General features: G+C 41.0%; 21 protein-coding genes and 1 pseudogene. 14 read left to right on the plus strand and 8 right to left on the minus strand.

From position 1 onward, the window contains the following. The first annotated feature begins 46 nt into the window (after positions 1–46). Positions 47–949 carry a LysR family transcriptional regulator gene (locus OCU87_RS21320; protein ID WP_261858419.1) on the plus strand — a complete coding sequence of 301 codons (903 nt, stop codon included), beginning with the start codon at positions 47–49 and terminating at the stop codon, positions 947–949. A gap of 533 nt (positions 950–1,482) precedes the next feature. Here OCU87_RS21320 and melB read toward each other — a convergent pair. Both melB and melA read right to left on the minus strand, forming a co-directional pair. Then, positions 1,483–2,907 carry a melibiose:sodium transporter MelB gene (melB, locus tag OCU87_RS21325; protein ID WP_261858420.1) on the minus strand — a complete coding sequence of 475 codons (1,425 nt, stop codon included), beginning with the start codon at positions 2,905–2,907 and terminating at the stop codon, positions 1,483–1,485. Between the two features lie 129 nt (positions 2,908–3,036). Then, on the minus strand, positions 3,037–4,389 hold the full coding sequence (melA, locus tag OCU87_RS21330; protein WP_315972488.1) for an alpha-glucosidase/alpha-galactosidase: 1,353 nt from the start codon (positions 4,387–4,389) through the stop codon (positions 3,037–3,039). Positions 4,390–4,717: 328 nt separating this feature from the next. Between melA and melR the strand changes: the two genes are divergently transcribed. Next, positions 4,718–5,674, plus strand: a complete 957-nt coding sequence (gene melR / locus OCU87_RS21335) for a transcriptional regulator MelR (RefSeq protein WP_261858421.1) — start codon at positions 4,718–4,720, stop codon at positions 5,672–5,674. Positions 5,675–5,805: 131 nt separating this feature from the next. Here melR and OCU87_RS21340 read toward each other — a convergent pair whose 3' ends face one another. Beyond that, entirely contained in the window at positions 5,806–6,255 is a 450-nt protein-coding gene (locus OCU87_RS21340) for a DUF302 domain-containing protein (protein WP_261859347.1), read from the minus strand. Positions 6,256–6,364: 109 nt separating this feature from the next. Continuing rightward, complete coding sequence (locus OCU87_RS21345; protein ID WP_261859348.1) at positions 6,365–7,000, minus strand: LysE family translocator; 636 nt, start codon at positions 6,998–7,000, stop codon at positions 6,365–6,367. Positions 7,001–7,926: 926 nt separating this feature from the next. On the opposite strand from OCU87_RS21345, the gene OCU87_RS21350 reads away from it, so the two are divergent. The 4 genes from OCU87_RS21350 to OCU87_RS21365 all read left to right on the plus strand — a co-directional run bounded on the left by OCU87_RS21350 (position 7,927) and on the right by OCU87_RS21365 (position 13,917). Next, entirely contained in the window at positions 7,927–8,694 is a 768-nt protein-coding gene (locus OCU87_RS21350; RefSeq protein WP_062687718.1) for a hypothetical protein, read from the plus strand. Between the two features lie 126 nt (positions 8,695–8,820). Continuing rightward, positions 8,821–11,529 carry an alpha-glucosidase gene (gene ygjK / locus OCU87_RS21355; RefSeq protein ID WP_261858422.1) on the plus strand — a complete coding sequence of 903 codons (2,709 nt, stop codon included), beginning with the start codon at positions 8,821–8,823 and terminating at the stop codon, positions 11,527–11,529. A gap of 410 nt (positions 11,530–11,939) precedes the next feature. Further along, entirely contained in the window at positions 11,940–13,505 is a 1,566-nt protein-coding gene (locus OCU87_RS21360; RefSeq protein ID WP_261858423.1) for a methyl-accepting chemotaxis protein, read from the plus strand. Between the two features lie 151 nt (positions 13,506–13,656). Beyond that, complete coding sequence (locus tag OCU87_RS21365; RefSeq protein ID WP_062687716.1) at positions 13,657–13,917, plus strand: hypothetical protein; 261 nt, start codon at positions 13,657–13,659, stop codon at positions 13,915–13,917. Positions 13,918–13,995: 78 nt separating this feature from the next. On the opposite strand, the pseudogene OCU87_RS25085 reads toward OCU87_RS21365, so the two are convergent. Then, positions 13,996–14,112: pseudogene (locus OCU87_RS25085) on the minus strand (MerR family transcriptional regulator); the annotation flags it as partial. Positions 14,113–14,239: 127 nt separating this feature from the next. Between OCU87_RS25085 and OCU87_RS21370 the strand changes: the two are divergent. From OCU87_RS21370 to OCU87_RS21380, 3 genes are all read left to right on the plus strand, one after another. Continuing rightward, entirely contained in the window at positions 14,240–14,842 is a 603-nt protein-coding gene (locus OCU87_RS21370; RefSeq protein ID WP_062687715.1) for a GNAT family N-acetyltransferase, read from the plus strand. A gap of 45 nt (positions 14,843–14,887) precedes the next feature. Further along, the gene (locus OCU87_RS21375) at positions 14,888–15,253 is read left to right on the plus strand and encodes an MmcQ/YjbR family DNA-binding protein (protein ID WP_062687714.1); all 366 of its coding nucleotides are present in this window, start codon (positions 14,888–14,890) and stop codon (positions 15,251–15,253) included. An 81-nt stretch (positions 15,254–15,334) separates the two neighbouring features. After that, positions 15,335–15,703 carry a DUF4144 family protein gene (locus OCU87_RS21380; protein ID WP_062687713.1) on the plus strand — a complete coding sequence of 123 codons (369 nt, stop codon included), beginning with the start codon at positions 15,335–15,337 and terminating at the stop codon, positions 15,701–15,703. 71 nt (positions 15,704–15,774) lie between these two features. Here the strand turns inward: OCU87_RS21380 and OCU87_RS21385 are convergent, their stop codons facing one another. Continuing rightward, complete coding sequence (locus OCU87_RS21385; RefSeq protein ID WP_062687712.1) at positions 15,775–16,779, minus strand: linear amide C-N hydrolase; 1,005 nt, start codon at positions 16,777–16,779, stop codon at positions 15,775–15,777. A 323-nt stretch (positions 16,780–17,102) separates the two neighbouring features. Between OCU87_RS21385 and OCU87_RS21390 the strand changes: the two genes are divergently transcribed. From OCU87_RS21390 to OCU87_RS21410, 5 genes are read left to right on the plus strand one after another with little or no spacing between them, the layout of a single operon-like run. Then, entirely contained in the window at positions 17,103–17,915 is an 813-nt protein-coding gene (locus OCU87_RS21390) for a hypothetical protein (protein ID WP_261858424.1), read from the plus strand. Positions 17,916–17,925: 10 nt separating this feature from the next. Further along, positions 17,926–18,492 carry a nucleotidyltransferase family protein gene (locus tag OCU87_RS21395; RefSeq protein ID WP_261858425.1) on the plus strand — a complete coding sequence of 189 codons (567 nt, stop codon included), beginning with the start codon at positions 17,926–17,928 and terminating at the stop codon, positions 18,490–18,492. Continuing rightward, positions 18,482–18,961 carry a bifunctional diaminohydroxyphosphoribosylaminopyrimidine deaminase/5-amino-6-(5-phosphoribosylamino)uracil reductase RibD gene (locus OCU87_RS21400; protein ID WP_261859349.1) on the plus strand — a complete coding sequence of 160 codons (480 nt, stop codon included), beginning with the start codon at positions 18,482–18,484 and terminating at the stop codon, positions 18,959–18,961. The genes OCU87_RS21395 and OCU87_RS21400 overlap by 11 nt, the downstream gene beginning before the upstream one ends. A gap of 48 nt (positions 18,962–19,009) precedes the next feature. After that, positions 19,010–19,477: an ASCH domain-containing protein gene (locus OCU87_RS21405; protein ID WP_261858426.1), complete on the plus strand. Its 468-nt coding sequence runs from the start codon at positions 19,010–19,012 to the stop codon at positions 19,475–19,477. A 43-nt stretch (positions 19,478–19,520) separates the two neighbouring features. After that, entirely contained in the window at positions 19,521–19,988 is a 468-nt protein-coding gene (locus OCU87_RS21410) for a GNAT family N-acetyltransferase (protein WP_261858427.1), read from the plus strand. 500 nt (positions 19,989–20,488) lie between these two features. On the opposite strand, the gene OCU87_RS21420 is transcribed toward OCU87_RS21410, so the two are convergent. Both OCU87_RS21420 and OCU87_RS21425 read right to left on the minus strand, forming a co-directional pair. After that, positions 20,489–21,001, minus strand: coding sequence for a 2TM domain-containing protein (locus tag OCU87_RS21420; RefSeq protein WP_261858428.1), 513 nt, complete (start codon positions 20,999–21,001; stop codon positions 20,489–20,491). A gap of 189 nt (positions 21,002–21,190) precedes the next feature. Beyond that, the gene (locus OCU87_RS21425) at positions 21,191–21,709 is read right to left on the minus strand and encodes a GNAT family N-acetyltransferase (RefSeq protein WP_261858429.1); all 519 of its coding nucleotides are present in this window, start codon (positions 21,707–21,709) and stop codon (positions 21,191–21,193) included. Positions 21,710–22,423 lie beyond the last annotated feature (714 nt).

The following is a 22,423-nucleotide window of genomic DNA, read 5'->3' on the forward strand; positions in this document are numbered from 1 at the left end:
TTGCGGGAAGTTAGGTGAATAAAGGCTTCACAAGGAATAATCGCCTATGAGTATAAAGCTTCAACAATTGAAACATTTTGTGTTAGTGGTTGAAGAAGGCGGATTTCGGGCCGCTTCACATCGAGCAAACCGCTCACAAGCAGCACTTTCAACCTCAATAAAAGAACTAGAGAAAATATTAGGGCAATCACTATTTGAAGCAGGTAACAAATCAACTTTAACGCCATTTGGAACAATCTGCTTACCTAAAATTATTCAGTTTCTTAATGTTTACAATGCATTAAACAATGATTTGCGTGCAGCTGCTGCTGGGCAGCAAGGTCGAGTACGCATTGCCAGCGTACCTTCTGTCGCGGCTAAACTGATACCAAGTGTGCTAGGTGCGTTTAGTGAAAAGTACCCAAGTGTAGAGGTCAGTTTGATAGACGATAATGCCGCAGGGGTCGAAGCTCGATTACTCTCAGGTGAAGTCGATTTAGCCTTGGGAAATTGTTCAGAACTTGAAGAAGACGCTATAGATTTCACATCACTCATTTCAGATCCAATTGGCGTGGTCTGTTTACGTGACAATCCAATCGCCCAGCAACCAGAAGGGATTGAATGGAAGACATTGTTACAACTGCCGTTCATTCGCAACGGGACATGTAAGTTATTGGATCCAACCCCTGCACGGACTTTGAGTGAACAAGCGCTCTACTCGGTTGAAAATATAACCTCGCTATTCTCGGTACTAGAATTGGGCATTGGCGTCACAACGCTACCTAAACTGGCCTTCCCAACCAATGAAACCCGCTTGGTTTGGATCCCACTGATAGACCCACCACTTAAGCGCCAGATTGGTATTTTTCGATTGAAAGACCGCACTATTTCACCACAGGCACAGGCCTTTCATGATTTGTGCATTGAGTATTTGAACTACGATGGCATGAGCGATAGTCCAAGCGCTTAAACATTGGAGAACGCTTACTCTGATATCACCATTTAGCTATTGCCAATGACAAAGATCTTTCTTGAATTCTCGGTTTTGGTTAACTGGTTTAATTAGCGCATGATCACCAGCTTCAAACTTCATCATCCATCGCTTTCTCACATCACTAATATGCGATTTACTTCGTATTTTTATAACAAGCTTCAGCTTTTGGGTATTGCCACTCATAATTTTATATACATACCGCAGTGCTGGCATTGGTAGACAGCCTTACAAAATAGTTTCTGAAAAAACGTACGTTTAACTCTTTTCACCTCAGAATGCTGACAAGACATTCGTTCACCTTTTATATCTATTAACTACATTCCAACGACTTCCAGCACCGATTGACACTAGCATACCGACTCCCTTTCCAATAAACAATATGGCATACCATAAAAGATAAGGCAACTAAAAATTCCCACTTAGACTTCATAGTTACTTCCCTATAAACATAAGAAATTGATAATTAAAAATTTAAAATAAGCCCCTTGAATAAGGGGCTTGATGGCGAGCTATACGGCTGGAGCAGGTTTCTCTGTCACTTTTGGCTCATCGCCGTCTGAATCTGGTGTTAAGTGATCGTATTTCTCAGTCAGGTGATCTTGTACCTTCTGATGATACGCACCGTTTAGCTTATAGAAGCGGAAGTAAATAACTAACGCTATCGCAAAGAAGAAAGTCGGTAACGCAATCATGATGCACTGCATACCAAAGATAGTATCTGCACTTTGCTCAACATTCGGAATGTAGTTCACTGCAGTTAACGCAATACCAATAAAGAAAGCAGCAAATGCAGAGCCAGCTTTAACCACTAGAGTTTGAACCGAGAACGCGATACTTTCACAGCGTACACCTAACTTGTACTCACCGTAATCGACCGTATCTGCCACCATGATAACGTTTAGTACCCAGAACAAGGCTGTTCCAATTTGCAGCAAAATACCTGCTGTAGATATTAGTAAAACACTTTGCTGATCGTATAAGCCGACATAAGTCAGCACCAAACTTCCTAAAATTGGGAAGCCCGATGCGCCAGCCCATAACATACGGCGTGAGAAAATTTTCGCGAGTTTAGGGAACAATACCAGCGTAATAAGATTCGCGATGCCAGCGTATGCCATATAGTACGGGAACAGCTCTTCATTACCCACCACATAAGTGAAGTAGTAAACCGCAAACGCCATAATAATGTTTGTAGCAAGGTTATAGGATAATGCCATACACAATACGCAGCTTAGTTGGCTGTTTTTATAGATCAGTGACACCATTTTTTTGAGCGAGACTTTCTCTTCAACTTTCGTGCTATCCAACTGCGCGGTAGAGTAACGTTCGTTCACATTACGGAGCGTAATAAAGGTAGAAATCGCAAAGCAGACTATTAACATTAGGCTAAACATCTGAAATCCAAAACCTTTGTCATCACCACCGAAGTAGTTAATCATAGGCATGGCTATAGCTGCGGTTACAATCCATGCAAGGCTTGCAAAAAAACGAGGATAAGGAACTAACTCTTCACGCTCACGTTTATCCAGTGTCAGTGTTGGCACTAATGACCAAAATGGAATATCCATTAAGGTGTAAGTCATGCCCCATAAAATGTAGGTAACAGCAGCGTAAGCAATTAGCCACGGGCCTTCAAAATAGTGGGCAGTAAACAGCATATACAGCACAATAGAGTTGGTAATTGTGCCAATTAAAATCCAAGGCTTAAATTTCCCCCAACGCGTTCGGGTATTATTAACCACCCACCCCATAATAGGATCATTAACAGCATCCCAAATACGCGCAACTAAGAAAATTGTACCAACAACGCCAGCAGAGATACCCACGACATCGGTATAGTAAAACATGAGGTACATATAAACGATGGTGATAGCAAAATCTTTACCAAATGCGCCGAAACCGTAGCTCAGTTTGGTGTTCATTGAAACACTCATTGCAGCTCCTTTAGCCTTTTTTACACTCAGGCCATAAATAACCTGAGCATAAAAAGACATCATTCCATTTAATTCACGTTAATGTTAAGTAGTGGTTGTTGTTATTATTTTTATCTGGTGAATCTCTGTTTATTGATGAACCCAAGCAGGTAACCAACCTTCATGCGCTGCAATCAAATCATCGACTAGCGCATAAATTTCTTCTAGTCCTAAGACAGCGGCGGTATGTGGGTCCAGCATCGCTGCGTGGTAAATACGATCTTTATTTTCGGTCAAAATAGCTTCTGTCAGTAATGTTTGAACATTTATATTGGTCTGCATTAATGCCGCAAGGTGATTAGGTAGCGTCCCGACTTTTGTTGGTTGAATACCGTTAGCATCCACTAAGCAAGCCACTTCGACACAGCATCCTTGTGGTAAATTATCAATAAGACCTTCATTTTTCACGTTGCCGTAAATAACACTCGGGGTATCAGTCCAAATCGCATTCATAATGATACTGGCGTACTCATGTGATTCTTCTACATCTATACGTTCAGCCTTTTTGTATTCTTCTAAATCTTGCTTCCAGTTTGCAATTTGCTCAACACAGCGCTTTGGATATTCATCTAACGGCACTTTGTAGCGTTCAATCAGATCAGGGCGGTTAGGCTTAATAAAGTACGGAGTGTATTCTGCAAAGTGCTCCGATGATTCAGTCACGAAATAGCCCAGCTTTTTGAACATTTCGTAACGAACAAGATTTACACAACGACCAGCATGGTAGATCCCAGGTTTAGGCGCTTGACCACTTTCGAAGGCCGTTAATAAATCAGGATAAATATCAACATACTCACCCTGCTCATTTTTCTTCTCTAGCGTTAGGTAGTAAGCCATGTGGTTAATACCAGCACAGGTAAAACGAAGGTCGCGATAATCTATCTCTAAGTCGCGAGCAAGCTCTTCCGCTGTACCTTGCACTGAATGACAAAGACCAACTTGCTTAATATTGGGGTATTTTGCATACATTGCCCATGTATTCATTGCCATTGGGTTGACGTAGTTCAGCATGGTTGCATCAGGGCAAACATCGGTCATATCTTCACAAACTTGCCATAGATGCGGAATTGTACGCAGTGAGCGCATGATACCGCCAGGGCCCAAGGTATCAGCGATAGTTTGCTCTAAACCATGGCGCTTACAAACTTCAAAGTCGGTAACCGTACAAGGTTCAAACCCTCCGATTTGAAAAGCGACAACAACAAAGTCGGCACCCTGCAGAGCTTCTTTTTGATTAAGGTGGCAAGTAATAGTCCCTTCGGCACCAGCAGATTCCATCAACTTGCTAACAACAATATGAGACTCTTCAAGGCGCGTCTCATCAATATCCATTAAAGCAATTTGTGCGTGTTTAAGTGCTGGCTTATGGAATACATCGCCAAGAATGTTCTTAACGAAAATAGTCGAGCCTGCCCCTATGAAAGTAATCTTTGGCGTGTTCATCAGTGTGTATCCTTCAATATCTGTAACTATCGTAATGTGATGATTAAACATTACACGCCTTCAATCGCCTTTTTCGTCTCGGTAAATGATATCGCTATCCCGTTTTCTCATATTTATCACTGGTGAAAACAAAATATGAGAAATCAGGACAAAAAGGCATAATTTAATGAGTTTTCGGATATCAAGCCAAGCTTAAGGTAGAGATTGTTACCGTCATCTCAGATTAGAATTTATACCCAAAGGAAATATTCACTCTGTGACAAATACCCTGAATCAAATGAAAGACTTTGATAGAACAGCCACATATGCTATTTCCTAAGGTGCTGAGATGAAGCCGCCAAAAAAAAGTGTCTTATTTGTTACGACGCAAGACAACGATTCACCTGAAAGTGTTTCGATCAGTCCGTTATCGCTTTATTCATCATATGAGAAAATAGACATTGAATTAAGGCGTCCTCATGATATGCCGGGGTATCATTGGCATGGACAGGTCGAAGTGAATATTCCATTCGGTGGCGATGTGGAGTACATCATCAATGGCAGCCCTATCGTTTTAAAAGATGGCCATATCGGGCTATTTTGGGCGTCTATTCCTCATCGGCTGACCAACCCTGGAAACTGTCATAATATGGGGATCATTAACATTCCTATTCACCACTTTTTATCGTGGCCTCTTAACAGGGAGTTTGTAAATCAAATAACGCATGGCGCCGTTTTACATTCAGATGAATCTTCGTTAGTAAGCGAATTTGAACTTAAGCGATGGGAAGATGAAATGATGCATCAAGCTGAAAGTCGTCAGCAATTAGCCGCCGACGAAATAAGTTTGATGCTAAAGCGCTTATGCCTTACAGGCTGGTCGCAGATGCTCACTAACCGCAAAGACAAACCAACGCAAAATGGGGTTTCTAAGCATTCACAGTTTTATGTCAGTCAAATGCTAGAGTACATAGCCACTCACCATGATACACCGCTGACGGTTAAGCAAATTGCCGATCATGTAGGGCTACATGCGAATTATGCAATGGGTATTTTCCAACGTATGATGCAGCTAACGATTAAGCAATATATTACGGCTATGCGCATCAACCATGCTCGTGCCCTGCTAAGCGATACCGAACGTACTATTTTAGATATCACACTTACCGTTGGTTTTAATTCCAGCAGTCGCTTTTATCAAACATTCCAGAGCTACCTAGGAGTAACACCTACCCAATACCGTAAGCTAAGCCGAAATGATCACCGCTGGGCACTAAAGGAAAGTAGCCCTAACTTTCAGATATAAAAGCGAAAGGAACAAACCATCAGAAATCAACTCACTGATGGCTTAATTACCAAGGTGTTGTAGTGAATGTTACAAGCCGTCTTTGAGCGTAAATTGACCATCAACGAAGTCATCATCATTCTTTGGGATAGTTACTGCGTAGCCGATTTTGCAAAATTGGTTAACGCCTTACTCACTTTTTCAATAACAGCATCACAGCCTCTAATATTGTGTCTGTTTACCAAATATTGTGGGTCATTGTAAGTTAGCCAAACTTGCTTATTTTCATCTTCAGTCACAATCACTTTCTGCGGCAAGTCAATGGCGACACCTTGGCTACACGCCATAAGAGGTGAGCCCACTTTAGGGTTGCCGAATATCACTAACTGAGTTGGGCGCAACATTACCCCCACCTTTTTGGCCCTTTTTGCATGATCGATACGTGCAAAAATCGTCATTCCTTTTTCTTGCACGACTTTCTCAAATTTATCTGCTGTCTCGTTCACACTGAAACTGCTTTTTAGTGTAATTGACCCATTATCAGCATTTGCGGTTGTACTCAGCACAAAAGCGAGGACTCCTCCTATAAAGTATTTACCCATCATAACGCTCCCGTACATCCGATGATTAACTATAGAGAATAGTGAAAGCATAGAAGTGAACGGTTAAATAACCAAAGTCAGATCTTGTTGTGAACATAAACACTGCGATTTATGGTGACTCTTCCATTAACAGTTTAATTCCAAGCCCAACCAATACCATCCCGGTGATACTTTCCATCCACTGCATAAAGCGTCCATTTTCAATAAGATTTTTGGCTGAGTTCAATATGCTAGACAAACCACATTGCCAAACCATAGCAATAATAAAGTGAACCGAAGCCATTAGCATTGACTGCAATAATGGTGATCCTTCTGGGTTTACAAACTGAGGAAGAAACGCAAGATAAAATACAGCGGTTTTAGGGTTCAGTACATTCGACAAAAATCCTTCACGTAACGAGCGTTTCGCGCTATATGCCTGCTGTACCTCCTCTCCAACTTGCATCCCTACCCCATTTTTTGATATAGCTCGTAAGCTACTTAAGCCTAACCAAATAAGATAAGCAGCCCCCACCATCTTGACCATCTGAAATAGCTCGGCAGATTGAGCCAAAATAGCTGAAATCCCCACAGCTGAAAAAAAGGCGTGAACAAAAAGCCCACTACAAATACCAAAGCTCGTCATACAACCGTCAGCCAAACCAGAACGACTGGTATTGCGAATAACCAAGGCTGTATCAAGCCCCGGAGTCAAGGTTAAAATCGTGATAGCAATTAGAAATGCTTCAAAGTTCAAAATATCCATATTTATTTCATCATTATTCAGTGTTCCATCATCAATACCGCGACTAGGTATAATACGCAAGTAACAATTTACTCATGGTATACATTCCACTGCACTTTCATTCAGACTATTTTGTTACAGGTAAAGAGGCTGTACAGCTACTTATCGCTCTACAATGACAAGCTATATAAGAGGAAACAATGGAAAGCTTCCGAGGAGAAGTTCAAACAAGGATAAGTTCACCCAACATGATCCTTTATAATTTTCAGCTTTTTATAAATTATCAGCTTTAAAGAAATAAGGATTAACAGCAAACAGTTGAATAACGAACAAAAGTAATCTATGTCACATATATAATAGACTGTGTACATTTTTATTTACTAAGTGTTTATTTTATGATTTAACACACGCTTTTTTCTGTAACTATTCAATCATGTTATTATCAATAATTAATCAAAAATAACTACCTTCATATTCAAAACAAATATAATATGACTTTGATTCAATAAAACAAAGCAACAATTAACGTATCACAATTAGGTCGTTAACATTATATTCACGACTATAAAGTGGAATGAAAATCCAGTATTTATTATTACTTATGTGATGTAATACATTACTCTTTTCTTAAGTTTAAATTCTTGATACTCACGATTTCATATTTATAACTCAAAATTAAATTATTCTATTTACGGAACTTCTCTCTTAATTAAATCAATCAAAACTACTATACTCCCCACCATTAAGAACGGCATTTATCATAGACAGCGAACAGTTAATGTAATCGATTAAAAACTTTAAAATAAAATCAATCTTATTAACTAACAACTGTATATATTATCGTCAAAAGAACAAGGCCTAACAAGTTATTGAATCAAGATCACAAGAATAGGATTTTCTTGCGGAATTATCAAGGATGTAAATAGATTAGAAACAGGCATTATCGAATGAATAATTCCGCAACGTATTTGCTCGCTGCGTTAAGAGAAAAAATCAAAGAGAAAGGTATTTGTTACGCTGATTTATCTATAGGTACAGGGATCCCCCTTTCAACTATAAAAAGACAACTTCATAACACAGCATTAGGGCTTGATAAGATACTCTGTTATGCAAGCCACCTAGATACAGACCTTGTTGAACTATCACAACGAGGCAGGCAATTACAACATGAAAATGAGCAGTTTATAACAGACGTAAATAGTGAAATATTTCACCAGTTTCCATATCTTTTCGACTTTTTGTATTTACTTCGCCGCAACGAATGGACTCTGGAAGAGATCACGCAGAAATACAAGCTCAACTCTACTTCTATAACCCTTTACCTTAGGGCTTTAGAGATGATGGACTATATCGTTCTTAAGGGTGATCACCAGTATCAATTCAAAGATAAAGGACGTTTTATTTTTGAAGAGGGTTCAAACCTCGATACATTATTTGCAGAAAGGTTTCGCAAAGAATCGTTCAGTCATGAAATTCGTCCTCCTATTTGTATAGGAAGAATTGCTATCACTGAAGAGCAAGAAGAAAAACTCGCTACGGAGGTATATAACAAACTCATTGAATTTGATGTACAAAATAAAACCGGAGAATGCAAAAAACCATTAAAAAATGTGTTGATGACATTCACCCCCGGCAATCAAATTTACCTATCTGACACTATACCAAATGTAGATGGTGAATTACTAAAAGCGATTTCATTCGCAAAAGAAAAATAACAACAACTTAAAATAAGAAACAGAACATAAAAGAGAATCCTATTTACTCAGGATGGATTCTCACACTTAAAATTCGCTTATTTACCTAAGCAAAAAACAATATAACGTAAATAATAGGAAAATAGTATGTTTAGTAAAAGTACACTTGCTATTGTAATCGGGGCTTCAATCTTACTATCTGGCTGTAATTCTAATGACAATAATAACGGAGGTAGCGGCTTCACTTTACCAGTTGCACCTACGTCTGAATTTACCAACGTTATTGATCGAACAGGCAACCCTACTCACCTGCGTGATTACGATATCTACTCTAACCTAAAATACAACGCATTAATTGATAATGGCGCATGGCATGGCCATTTACTGCCAGAAGATGCAGCAGGTTACGGTAGCTTTGGTGGCATCATGCAAGTAACGCAAGAATATGCCCACTTCATGTCAGGTGAAGCGTTCGACAAGCTAACAATTACAGATAAAAACAGCGGCCAAACCTATAACCTGTCCGATGCTAAGGCTAAGGTTTACTCTATCCCTGGCGCGCTAGTTCAAGTACTAGAATTGGACGATATTCATGTACAAATGGTTTTACGCTTTGTCACCAACCGCTCTTCGCTAGTTGAAACAAAAATCACCAACCTAACAGATAATGACATGGATCTTTCATTGGAATGGGATGGCGAGTTAGTCAAATACGCCCGTTCAGGTGAAGATTACGAAAATAAGACCGTTGCTGAATACTACCCTGAATACAAACGCCAAATTTCAGCCATTGATAACGGTATCAAAATCAATTTTGGCGATATGAAAAACAATTGGGCAATTCGTAGTGATGCTGATGCCGAGTTCCGTATTACGCGTTCATTAAAAACGCGTACTATCGCCAATGAAACCTCGTTTACTTCTTTCTCAGAAACTCAGGTCTCAGCTAAGAAAACAACGGCCTTCTACACTGCCTACTCTAACTTGCACAATGCCAACGAAGTCGCATCTGAAATCGTTAAACTTCAAGACGTTTTAGCAACGCCGACTAGCTACATGAATGCCTCTAAAAAACGTTGGGATGGCTATCTGGCCAATGGTTTAACCAATAAAGATGCGACACCAGAGCAAGCGCGTGTCGCAGTAAAAGCCATGATGACCTTAAACGGTAACTGGCGTTCAGCGGCGGGAGACATAAAACAAGCCACAGTGACGCCTTCGGTTACTGCACGCTGGTTCTCTGGCAACTTAACTTGGCCGTGGGATTCATGGAAACAAGCATATGCGATGGCGCACTTTAACCCAGATGTCGCCATGGATAACATTCGTACTGTTTTCCAAGAACAAGTCCAAGCAAATGATAAAATTCGCCCACAAGATAAAGGTTATTTACTTGACGTATTGACCTACACCAAACCGACATCACGTGGCGGTGCAGGTTCTGAAAACTGGAACGAGCGTAATACCAAACCATCACTCGCTAGTTGGTCTGTCATGGAAGTGTACCATGCGTTGGCGAATGACTTTGGCCGCCAACAAGATGCACAAGCCTTCATTGATGAGATCTACCCTAAACTGGTGTCTTACCACGATTGGTGGCTATCAAACCGCGACCACAACCAAAACGGTGTACCTGAATACGGTGCGGCGGTCGATCCAGCACACAACACTTCTGACGGTGTGATGTACGTATGGGTAGAAACTAAAGACCCGAAATTTAAAGACATTATTCCGTCTGAAGACATCATCAAAACTGACGGTGATCACTATCAAGTAAAAGGCATGGCTTCTTATAACAAGATTCTGGATGAGGTTGATTACATGAATCTTGAAGTCGGTGCGCAAGAAGCGGCGGGCTGGGAATCTGGCATGGATAACGCTGCACGCTTTGGCTTTATCTACAATATTCACGACATGAACAAACAAGCTGACGACATTAACAACCCTGACAAAAATGTCGATCAACTGGGACGCTATGCAGCCAGTTCGCACGGTTTTGATAACAGCATGGCGCTAAACAACGGCGCATGGGATTACACCAATAAAGATGCAGCTAACTTAGCAAAATTAAAACTGGCGAAGCAAGACTGGGAAGTACGATTTGCTGAGAACCGCGCCAATAACAACGATCCAGCGGGTCAATTACTTGGCTTCTCTATGCTACAAGAGTCTGTCGATCAGGCCTCTTATATGTACTCAGACAACAAATACCTCGCTGAAATGGCAGGGTTAGTTTCTGATGGTGTTGCAGGTAAAGAACGTGCACAAGAGTTCTTAGATGGCGCAAGTAAAATTAAAACCTACATTAACCAATGTATGTTTGATGAAGGTACTGGCTTCTTCTACGACATTCACCTTAATGTTGCTGCTGATGGCACAACCCCTGCCCCATTAGCCAATGGTTGTGCAGGTGAACCTATCGTTACTCGTGGCCGTGGGCCTGAAGGTTGGTCGCCTCTATTTAATGAAGCGGCAACACAAGAACACGCAGATAAAGTCATCGCTGTGATGCGCGATCAAGACGAATTCAATACGCCAGATAAATTCCAAAATACCGGCGTGCCTTTACCAACCGCTTCACAAACAAACCCAGCTTACGGCAAGGATGTTTACTGGCGTGGTCGTGTATGGCTAGACCAAGTGTACTTTGGCTTCCGTGCTATGGATAACTACGGTTACAAACAAGAAGCGATTTCAATGGCCAACGAGCTATTTAACAACGCAGAAGGTATGACAGGTAACATGCCGATTCGCGAGAACTACAACCCTGAAACAGGGGCTGTTCAAGGCGCATCTAACTTCTCTTGGTCTGCGGCTCACTTATATATGATGTATAACGGCTTCTTTACCAAGTAAGCATCTATATACAAATAATTAAATATCACGGATGGTTAGTGCCCCCCCTAACCTAGCCATCTAGAGATACATAATCAAACCGGATCTGACTTACTCAGCTTCCGGTTTTTCTTTCATAAATGGCAACACCCTCATCCTAAGCGCACCAAACTGTACGAATAACAAACAAAGCCAACATTACCTTTTACGCATACCTTTGCTGATAACCTTATATATTGAACCATATCAACCTTTTCAATATACGTAAGAGTGATACGCCAACTGGAGGTGTATCATTCCATGCTTAAATCAGCGTGTAAGTTGCAAAAACACATAAATCAAAAAAATACTAGCTAGCACTAGTAGTACACGTTGTACTTATATTGGTTAGGATTTTATGGCTACTAAAGCATAAGGAACAGGTTAGGTTCATGAAAAAAATAATATTAATCGCAGTCTGCATCATGTTTGCAATTGCAGCTATCGCAAGTGTGTCTTCAACGTCTTATATCTCTCATCAAGAGATCGATCAAATCATTCTGAAAAAGTCTCAGGCGCAAGCTGAATTACTGGCTAAAAACGTTGAATATATATTGAGTTCATCGTCACAGCCTGTCGAAGACTTACAACAATTTGTACTATCACTGAATAGCCGTTCAGACATTAGTTATGCAGTAGTCATTGATAAAAATGTTCAAGCTATTGCGCATAGTGATATTGAAAAACTCAATAAAGTCTACAGCGATAGCTATACCGTAGATGGCGCGACAAGAGGAAAACCACAACATTCTAAGTGGTATGCCGATGTACAGGCAGTCTGGGTATACGACATTTTATCCCCTGTTTATGTCAACGGTGAATTGTACGGTACGTTTGATATCGGCATTCCCATTACAGAAGTAAGTGAAGCAGCTAAAGGCATAGTAATCAGCCAGCTCGTGGTTATTCTAGGTATTTTCTTCATCTGTGGCTGTGTATTGGTATGGTTGCTAGGCAAACTATTAAGACCGCTTTCGGGGTTACAGCACGCGTTAGAGAACATTTCTCAAGGTGATGGTGATTTAACCATCCGATTGCCAGTTAATGGCAACGATGAGATTGCTCATATCTCTACAGCTTTCAACACCTTTGTCATTAAGATCAACGATATAATCACTCAGGTAGCTAATACCGGTGTTGATCTTGGCAACTCGGCAACAGATCTACGAAATCAATCTCAACAATCTCTATCACGAGGTCATGAGCAAAGCGAGCAATCACTCTTAGTTGTTACGTCAATGAATGAGATGATCGCAACCATTAGTGAAATTTCACAAAATGCCAGCGGCGCAGCAGAATCCGCTGAGAATGCGAATATCGAAACTCAAAACGGACAAAAGATCTTACAAGAAGCCACCAGCACAATTACCAGCCTAGCGAACCAAATGAATGACACATCAGGAGTCATAACGTCTCTTGCCGATAGAACACAATCCATTGGTTCTATTCTTGAAGTTATTCGTGGTATTTCAGAACAGACAAATCTATTAGCACTCAATGCAGCGATTGAAGCGGCACGTGCTGGTGAGGCTGGTCGAGGTTTTGCCGTCGTTGCTGACGAAGTGAGAAATCTTGCAACCAAAACGGCGCAGTCAACCAATGAAATTCAAACCATGATTGATCAGCTTCAAAATGAAGCTAAAAATGCAGTCAATGCTATGGATAGCAGCAAATCATTGACCATTGAAGGATCGCAAGCAACTGAAAAAGCGCAGCAAGCTCTGGAACAAATATCTATACAGGTTATGGCGATACTTGATATGAACACCCAAGTTGCTACAGCTACTGAGCAACAAACCAGTGTTGCAAACGAAATTAACCTCAATATGGATACCGTTGATTGCTCGGTTAAGCTTGGGCTGACAGCCAGCCAAGAACTAGAAGTCTCTAGCCAAAAATTGGCAGAGTTGGCTCAAACGCTCGATCGCCATGTTGGCTCTTTTAAGATTAATCACTAATACTGTCATCAATAAACTCGCCCCTAGTCTTTACGTTAGGGGCGTTTTTGAAATAGCAAAAGGCTATGTCAACAGTGATAAAGCACTTGAATAGGTTCCAATATAAAACCACAATAGCTGTACAATTTTAATATTTAAGCAGTCTGCATAAATGAACAAAATGGTAGCAAGCGGCGTTTTTGGTGGCTTAATCCCTGTTTTAGGCCTCATTGTCTTACTGGCTGGTGATTCACACTTCCCTGTGATGAAGTGGCCACTTGAAGCGTTTCAAGGGTTAGTTTTTAGCTTAGTTTGGGGGCTTGGTATCTCGCAGTATCTGGCTTATTTCTTTTCTGCCATGTTGTTTATTACGTTGTTTGCTGTCGGCTACGCGATTGGCTGTAAGATCTATCGCCGATTAAGTCGCTCGTAATATCTCATCCCTGAGAACTTAACCTGAAAGCCAATACAAAGAGCGAATCTCTAAAGCGATAGTAAAAAAGATTCGTCTCTAAATCCCCCTTATACGGACAATTTCATTCTCTGAAATTCCTAGTGACTCCAAGAAACGTTGATGCTCCGTCGGTTCTAGTTCTTCAAACTTCTTGTGCCACATTGTAATATCCGATCACTGACCATTGGCTTTTATGATGCCTTTCGTTATGGTGTTAAGTCGCAGTTTAAAATCATTATCTTAGATATAAACAACGCGCACCTCATGAATGAGGTTAATAAATAACAAGGAGCAGTTATTCATGCCAAACACTACATGGCTTTCGGACATTAAGTTACAGGGTAACCATGTTACATTAATACCCTTGAAAAAAGAGCATGCTAAAGCGCTTGTTCAAGCAGCATCTGATGGTGAGCTTTGGAACTTATGGTATACATCCATCCCCAATGAAGAAAAGGTTGATGCCTATATAGCAACAGCGCTGTCAGAAAAAGAGCTAGGCCGTTCACTGCCCTTTGTCGTTATCGATAATCAGACTCAAGAGATTATTGGCACGACCCGTTATTGCAACGCCGATTGCACTAATCATCGAGTTGAAATTGGTTACACATGGTATGCAAAACGCTACCAACGTACAGCCGTGAACACCGAGTGCAAATACCTATTGCTTACTCATGCCTTCGAAAATTTATCAGCCATCGCGGTCCAATTTTGCACTCACTGGCATAACCAAACCTCACGTAATGCCATCGCACGCTTAGGTGCTAAGCAAGATGGTGTTATTCGCAACCATCAAAAGATGCCCAATGGTAGCTACCGAGATACGGTTGTTTTTTCTATCATTGAAAGCGAATGGCTCGCGGTTAAAGCAAGCCTAACATTCAAGCTTCAATTGCCTTCTTAACAAACGTGACTGGCCATCTGCTGAAATGCACACAAGGAATCAACAATGAATTATGACCAATACAATGCTTTTTGTCGTGCGTTGCCAGCGACGACTTATGTTGTGCAATGGAATAACTCTCATGTATGGAAAGTCGGTGGAAAAGTGTTTGCCATTGGAGGGTTAGGGCCTGACGATAAACCTGCCTTTATATTTAAAACGTCTGATCAGAATTATCATTACCTTAGTGATCAACCCGGTTATAAACCTGCACCTTACTTTGCATCACGAGGGATGAAATGGATCCAACACTTTGTAAGTTCAGCGGCGACGGATGAAGAGCTCATGTATTATCTGACCGAGTCTCACCGTATTGTCTCCTTAGGGCTGACCAAGAAGTTGCAAAAAGATCTGAACTTAAATCAAGAGTAATCTCTGCACCATCATTTTCAGTGGCTGTTAGTGATGGTAGAACCAGAGAGCATTATTCAGGACATGCATACGGAGGTAACTGTGGTTTCATGGCCAGCAATACTCAAATTAGAAGGTGATAGCGAGCTAACCTATTTCGCATCACAGGCACAATGGAATGATAGTGATGATGTCCATCAAGCTATTTACAGTGACGAAGATATGCTTATTGATGTCACAGGTAAGATATTCAAGCTGCTAGAGCAACCAACGCAAGCATCATTATCAATGCCAGAGCCTGTACCAAGCAGCTCTACCATTCAATTACGTTCGGATAATACCTCACTATATCTGGATCAGATCTGTGATCTGATTAAACTGCATCAAAGCTGTATTGGCGATTGCTGTATCGCAAAGATAAGCTTCCCCTCGATTGAGCATGCCATGCAATCACTGGCACCAGCCAAATAAAAAAAGCCAGCGGTTAGTCGCTGGCTTATCGTTGCTATCGGCTGTAAACAGAGTCTTTTAACGGTGTCGCCCTATTTCACGTTAGGGTTTTGTCCCAATACTGTTTCAGCGGCTTGAGCATTATCAAACATCGTAAAGTTGTACTGTTCAATTTCCCATGTATCGGCACGATCTAGCGTCCATGATTGGTTCGCTTGGTCGGTGTAAATTGTCCATAACGTTGGGAATACATCATTCACATGTGCGTCGATACGGTCGTAGCCAGAGAACACATTATTAGCAACTGCTTTAATACTCAGTGCCGCTTTTGCTGGGTCTTTGACATCTCGAGCATACAAGTCTTCAACAATCTCTTTGGCGCGAAGACGACGGTCGTATGAACGGATACTGGCGTCCGCTTTTGTGCCCTCTTTGTCCATGATTAAATGCGTACTGAACTCTGGATCATTCGACATGAACTGTACACCAGGCGCAGTTTCATGGGTGCCTTCATAGATTTTTTGCTCACCCTTCACATACTCAATCACCGCACTCTTACCCGAAGCATCTGTAATTTGGTAATGAACAGGAGCAGATATACACTCATTGGCATGACCCGGTAAGTCACAAATTTTCTGGTCAATCACATCAATGCTGCGCAGCGCTGCGAGTGCTTCATCGGTTGTTGCAAAGTTATCAACCACGAAGCGTGGCACTTCACCTGCACTCACATCTGGAACACCGGTTTTACCCTCAGGGAACTCAGTGTAATCTTTACCCAGGTATAAGATACGCGCTACCAGACCTTTTTCATTCATGGCTTCAGCCACAATGCCTGGGTTAAAGGATTTAATCTGCATAGAGGCATACTTAGATTTACTTGTGATGCCATCTTCAGTATCGGCATACTGGTTTTCAATACCTCGCCCTTTACCGACAACTTCTGCTTGATCTTGACCAGCCCAATCCATAGTACGAACCGTCATGCTCACGTCACCATTATTATAAATAGCCGATGTACATGCTGTTGCTATGCTTGCCATACTCAATGTTGATGCTGCAATCAGTGTTGCGATAATTGTTTTAGATGCTTTCATTGCTTCGCCCTCATCAGAATTCGACTGGTTGTCTCGTTTATATATTCAATCTTGATGCTCAACTTGAATATTGATTGAGTCCCCCGTTTCGTTGGGGTTGATATTACTCATCTGATAAAAACAGCACCAACGAGTAGCTTTAAGTTTGACTTACAGGGCAAAGCTTCATTCTGAAGAAATGACGCATATAAACCATACCACTAGGCCTTACTATTACGATACAAACCACCTGCCATATGAAAGGTTTTTTATGCTACTATCTCTTTGGTTTACAAGGCCAAATCAAGACATGATGGCCCTAAATATTCACAAGGAGTGTGAGTTTGAGGAAATATTTTGCGATCTTTTTATCTCTGTTTTCATTCAACGCGTTCGCCGAGGATAAACCTCTCACCACGCCCACTTGCTTACCAGAAGCAGTGTTAACAACGCCTGTCACTTTGTTTTTAACAGAATCGATTAAGGCGCAATATGCCCCTTTTGTTATTGAAGGTCATATAAAGAGTTGGTTGGAACATTCCAATACCGTCATGCGTAATTCTTGCATTCCCATGAAACGGACCTTAAAAGAGGTGGTGTACATTAGTGAATTACTCGATATCAACTTCCAAGATATCTATGCTGTGCATGATCTCCTCGCCTATTACTATCCAGATAGAATGGAAGCGCTGCAGCCAAACAAATCACATCATCACGTATACCCTTACTACGGCGTAGTATTCAGCACACGAAATTCAGCGTTCAATCCCGATAAATGCGGACAAACAGACGTTGCGCTTTATCCTCAATTTTTCGTGCTAGATATAAGCTGTCCAAAAGTCGTGTTAGAACATGAATTAGGCCACTTAGCATGGGCAAATCACGATATCGATACACTCTCATATCAAACTGAGGGTTACCTATTCGATTTAGCAGCTTGGTTACCTGTTGGGCTCCATTCTAAAATAAAGCAATACGCCTATGGTTATCATTGCGGAGGCAAAGGCACAGTGATGTCTTACGCGGATGAATTTCATCCCTTCTACTCCAGCCCTTCTATCGCTTTCGATGGCATAGCTTGTGGCAATGAAGTATATGCAGATAATGCTCGCGTACTAAGAGAATACGCAGAAGCTAAACTAGCAATAACAAATTAAAATCAACCATATGCAGCGAATTATCACCCTCATCGAAAACGATAAATTACGGCAAGAGGCGCTTCATTGTGTATCGCTACTGGCACTTCCACAATGTTATTTAGCCGCTGGCTTTGTCAGAAATTTAGTCTGGGATCACCTGCATCCCGAAAAACAGATAACAACCCCGCTCAATGATCTGGATGTTATTTATTTCGACCCAACTGAAAGCGATCCAAGCAGGGATATTGCGCTTGAGCAACAACTCTCAGACATGATGCCCAATCAAAATTGGCAAGTGCGAAATCAAGCAAGGATGCACGGCTATAATGGCGATCGCCCATATTTAAGTACACTAGATGCCATGCGTTTTTGGCCAGAAAAAGAAACAGCCATCGCCATTCGAAAAGTGCCAACGACAACAGGCAGAGATGGTTACCAAGGGATAAGCGCTTTTGGCCTAGATTCTTTATTTGATCTCAAGATCACCCATAACCCTAGGCGTTCACGCGCTCTCTTCGAGCAACGAGTCCTAGCAAAGCAGTGGTTAACCCACTGGCCTAAACTCACAATTGGAAGTTTTAGTGATGCAGAATGATGAAAAGTACATGTTACGGGCACTTGAGTTATCACAACAAGCGCTACCGCAATGTCGCCCCAACCCTCCCGTTGGCTGTGTGCTGGTAAAAAATGGGAGCATCATTAGTGAAGGTTATACTCAGCCGCCCGGTCAGCATCATGCTGAAGCACATGCTATCGCGCAATACCTAGAGAATAGACTCGCTAATCAGCTAGTTAATGAACATAAAGAGAACACGCCAGTCGATTTTAGTGATGTAACCGCTTATGTCACACTTGAACCCTGCTCTTTTGTGGGACGAACGCCTTCTTGCGCAAACACCCTTGCAACATTAGGGGTTAAACGTGTGGTCGTCGCTATGATCGATCCTGATCCGCGAAACAGCGGTAAAGGCCTAGATCGAATAAAACAAGCGAACATTCAAGTTGATGTTGGAATATGTGAAGACCACGTAAAAGCCTTTATAAGCCAATATCTGATAAAGTGAATGACTGACAAGTATTCATTCTAAACAACATCTGTATCAAGGAAGATCATGAACCCAAATCAACAAGCGATGCTAGATGCGTATCTAGTACAACTGAGCCCAGAAGAACGAGCTGCAATACCTCAGGTTGTTGCGGAGTATTTTTGTGCCGATGAGTACAATGCCAATGAGTGCGCCCGTTTGATCAATAAGGGCATTAAACGCGCATCATGTAGCCTAAAAGAAGGTTATGACATCGACAATGAGCCACTGCCGCAAGTTGGCAACTTAACCCTTGTACTGAACTGGGCTGAAGAACCTGTATGTATAGTACGGCTCACTGAGGTATCCACTAGCCCTTTTAATCAAGTCACGCGTGAGTTTGCAGAATCAGAAGGTGAAGGAGATGGTAGCTACGAATGGTGGCATCAGGCCCACATCGACTTTTTCACATGTTATGCGGCTCAGATTGGTGCAACTTTCAATGATGAATCTGAACTTGTGCTGGAGCGCTTCGAAAAAGTCTTTCCTCTATAACTGCATAGATCACCAACTATTCAACTAAAAGGGCATCTACGTTATGCGATATCACCAAGTTTCACCTAATCAGGTGCCCTTAGCTTTGCTGCTCGAAGCCGACCCTTCAGAGGCGAGCATCAAGCGTTACTTACCCTACGCTTGGTGTTTTGTGGCAACTGAGAATACGGATATACGAGCAGCCTGTATTGTTGCACCTATAGAATATCAGGAGACACAAGACACGCCGACTGTCGTCGAGATATTCAATGTTTCTGTTCACGCTGAATATCAACAGCAAGGCATAGGTTCAAAACTACTAAAATTTGCTATCATCTCCCTTAAGGAAAAAGGGGTCATACGAGTAGAACTCGGTACTGGTGCCTTCGGCTATCAACTCACATACTATCATCGGTTAGGTTTTCGCATAGACAGCGTGCTCAAAGATCATTTTTTAGACCATTATACCGACCCCATATTTGAAAATGGTATTCAACACAAAGATATGCTGAGGCTTTACTTAAATATCTAGTCTGCTCACCCGCGGTAATTAACAACTAGGGAAACGAACTACGCTGCCCCACGAACTTAGGAGGGGCAATGAACAAGATAAATATTGTTGGGACAAGTGGCAGTGGTAAGTCGACTTTCACCAAAAACTGGCTAAAAAGCTGTCTTATCCTTATTACGAAATGGATACACTATGCTGGAAGGCCGACTGGGCTGAATCAAAAAGAACTATGGCCGAACTTGGGAAATAAAGAAAGTTTTAAAACGTTACTGACCAGAAAAAACTCGATACTTCTATAGACAATTAAAACCCATAGCAGTAACAAACAACGCTATCAAAAAGTTATTAATGATAAACAATATTCTCACATTCAATTTATTAGAATAACATCCCCAACAGAGGCGAAGCGATTCATTGCTAATGCTGTTTAGCTATCTTTCTGTATTTAATATCTAGCTTTACTACCTCTTTAAGAATAGAGCTAGACCGAGGCTCGCTAGCTCTAACCATTATTATTTTATCTACAGTTTCCGACCTAAACGCTTTTCTACTTGCTTCTTCTCCCAGCCAGCACCGAAGAAGTTCATGATTTCAAATGCACTCAATGCATGAGACACAATACCAATTCCCCAACCCATTGCTGGCCACCACGCCCATATATAACTAGGATCAGTCACAAAGTTAATGACAAACAACATACTAATTACAAGTGTATAAGTAATTAAATGAGAATAGAAACCTTTGATCTCTCTTACCTGAGCGAGCACTTTACTCTCTTCATCTGACACACTAACATCACTCGGTGTCTTCGTCGTCTTGATGCCAGACTCATTCATATTTGATTCGTTCATATCGGGCTCCTTTTGTAAATCCGTTACTTGAACTTCAAATACAGCAGCAAGAGACTTTAATGATTCAAGACCAGCATTATGTCCTCGTTCAATACGTTGGATGGTTCTAATACTCAATCCACTTATTTGAGATAAATGGTCTTGCGACCAACCACGTTGTAATCTTAATTTTCTGACAATCATCGTCGATTCCCTTCTGCTGTTTCGATGAATATTATCCTTTCAGGACAATAGGGGTAACGTCACGAGCACGACACAAATATGACACTTTATATTTATCAATATCTTAAAGTGAATTGTAGGCTGACTAGCTCAATAGCTTGTAATGAAAAAGTGCATCTTGCGAGCTCGCTTACAAAATCAGATGTCACCCTAACTGCAGTCGACCCAATACCGAGCAATAGGGTTCGGAAATACCTTACCTATAACGACTCTATCGAATTGACCACCATTACTTTCGATAACTCTACGCGATGCTAAATTATCTTCATCTGCGGTGATAAGCACAGAATGAATCCCTAGCGCCTTTGCTTTGGCTAACGCAAGTTTCAGCATTAGCTTGCCATTGCCTTTTTGACGAGATAAAGGCGCCATATCATAACCAATATGACCCGCTTCCAATGCAAGGAATTCATTGTCTATATTATGGCGAACACGAATAGCACCAAGTATCGATTTGTTATCATTAACTAACCAATAGTGGTTACAAGGCACATACCCATCAGCTAAATTCACGCCATTAGCTTCATCAAGAAGATGCTTTACGTACGAGGTGAAGTCTTGTTTACCCGCTAAATAGTACTCTGAATTTTCATGGTCGTTCGCTAAAAAATCATCATAAAATGCAGTAAAAGCGGCTTCAAACTCATACGAAGGTGAAACTAATTCCATTTATTTTCTCCTATACTTTTTATGCACTAGTAGCGGCAATCCATACCAGTATGACTAAAATACTTATACCATGAAAATACGTTCACAGTGAAAGACAGTTTATTTAAACTTATTAACAAGCCAAGATAAATGAATACGCCATAGGTATTGAATAACAAAAAATATCAGCTGACTGAAATACGTCTTAATGACTTCCACTTCAATATAGGCTTTATGATATGCCAATAGGCTATGATGCTGCCGTAAACAAGTAAAATACACAAAATGACATCTGAAATTAACTCATGAGTATCGTTACTCCATGGATTATTCCAGTCTTCAGTAAAAATAATAATGATCGTAGCAAAAAACGTTGCTGAATAAGCAATCATAAGATGCATTGCGACAAAAAGTGAATGCTTTAAAACAGTGAACTTCATAAAAACATATTCTTTAATAGATTTTATTTTTTATAATATCTCGTTAATACATATATATAGACACACACCTAAAATATAAATACTTATTATTAGGTATATAGTGATTAATACAAGTAACGAGAATTACAAATCCAGAAAGACGAACGAATAATATAATAGAAGTTTTACTGTAATGCGAGCGTAGATTCATATTAACCATGAATAATTAAAGATATGAGTTTTGTTGTATGAAAATAGAGCGACTTACGCAAGCGAGCGCTTAAACGTAAGCCATAACGTAAACGATAGGCCTAAG

Origin of the sequence: Photobacterium sanguinicancri, assembly GCF_024346675.1 — a bacterium.
Lineage (GTDB): Bacteria > Pseudomonadota > Gammaproteobacteria > Enterobacterales > Vibrionaceae > Photobacterium > Photobacterium sanguinicancri.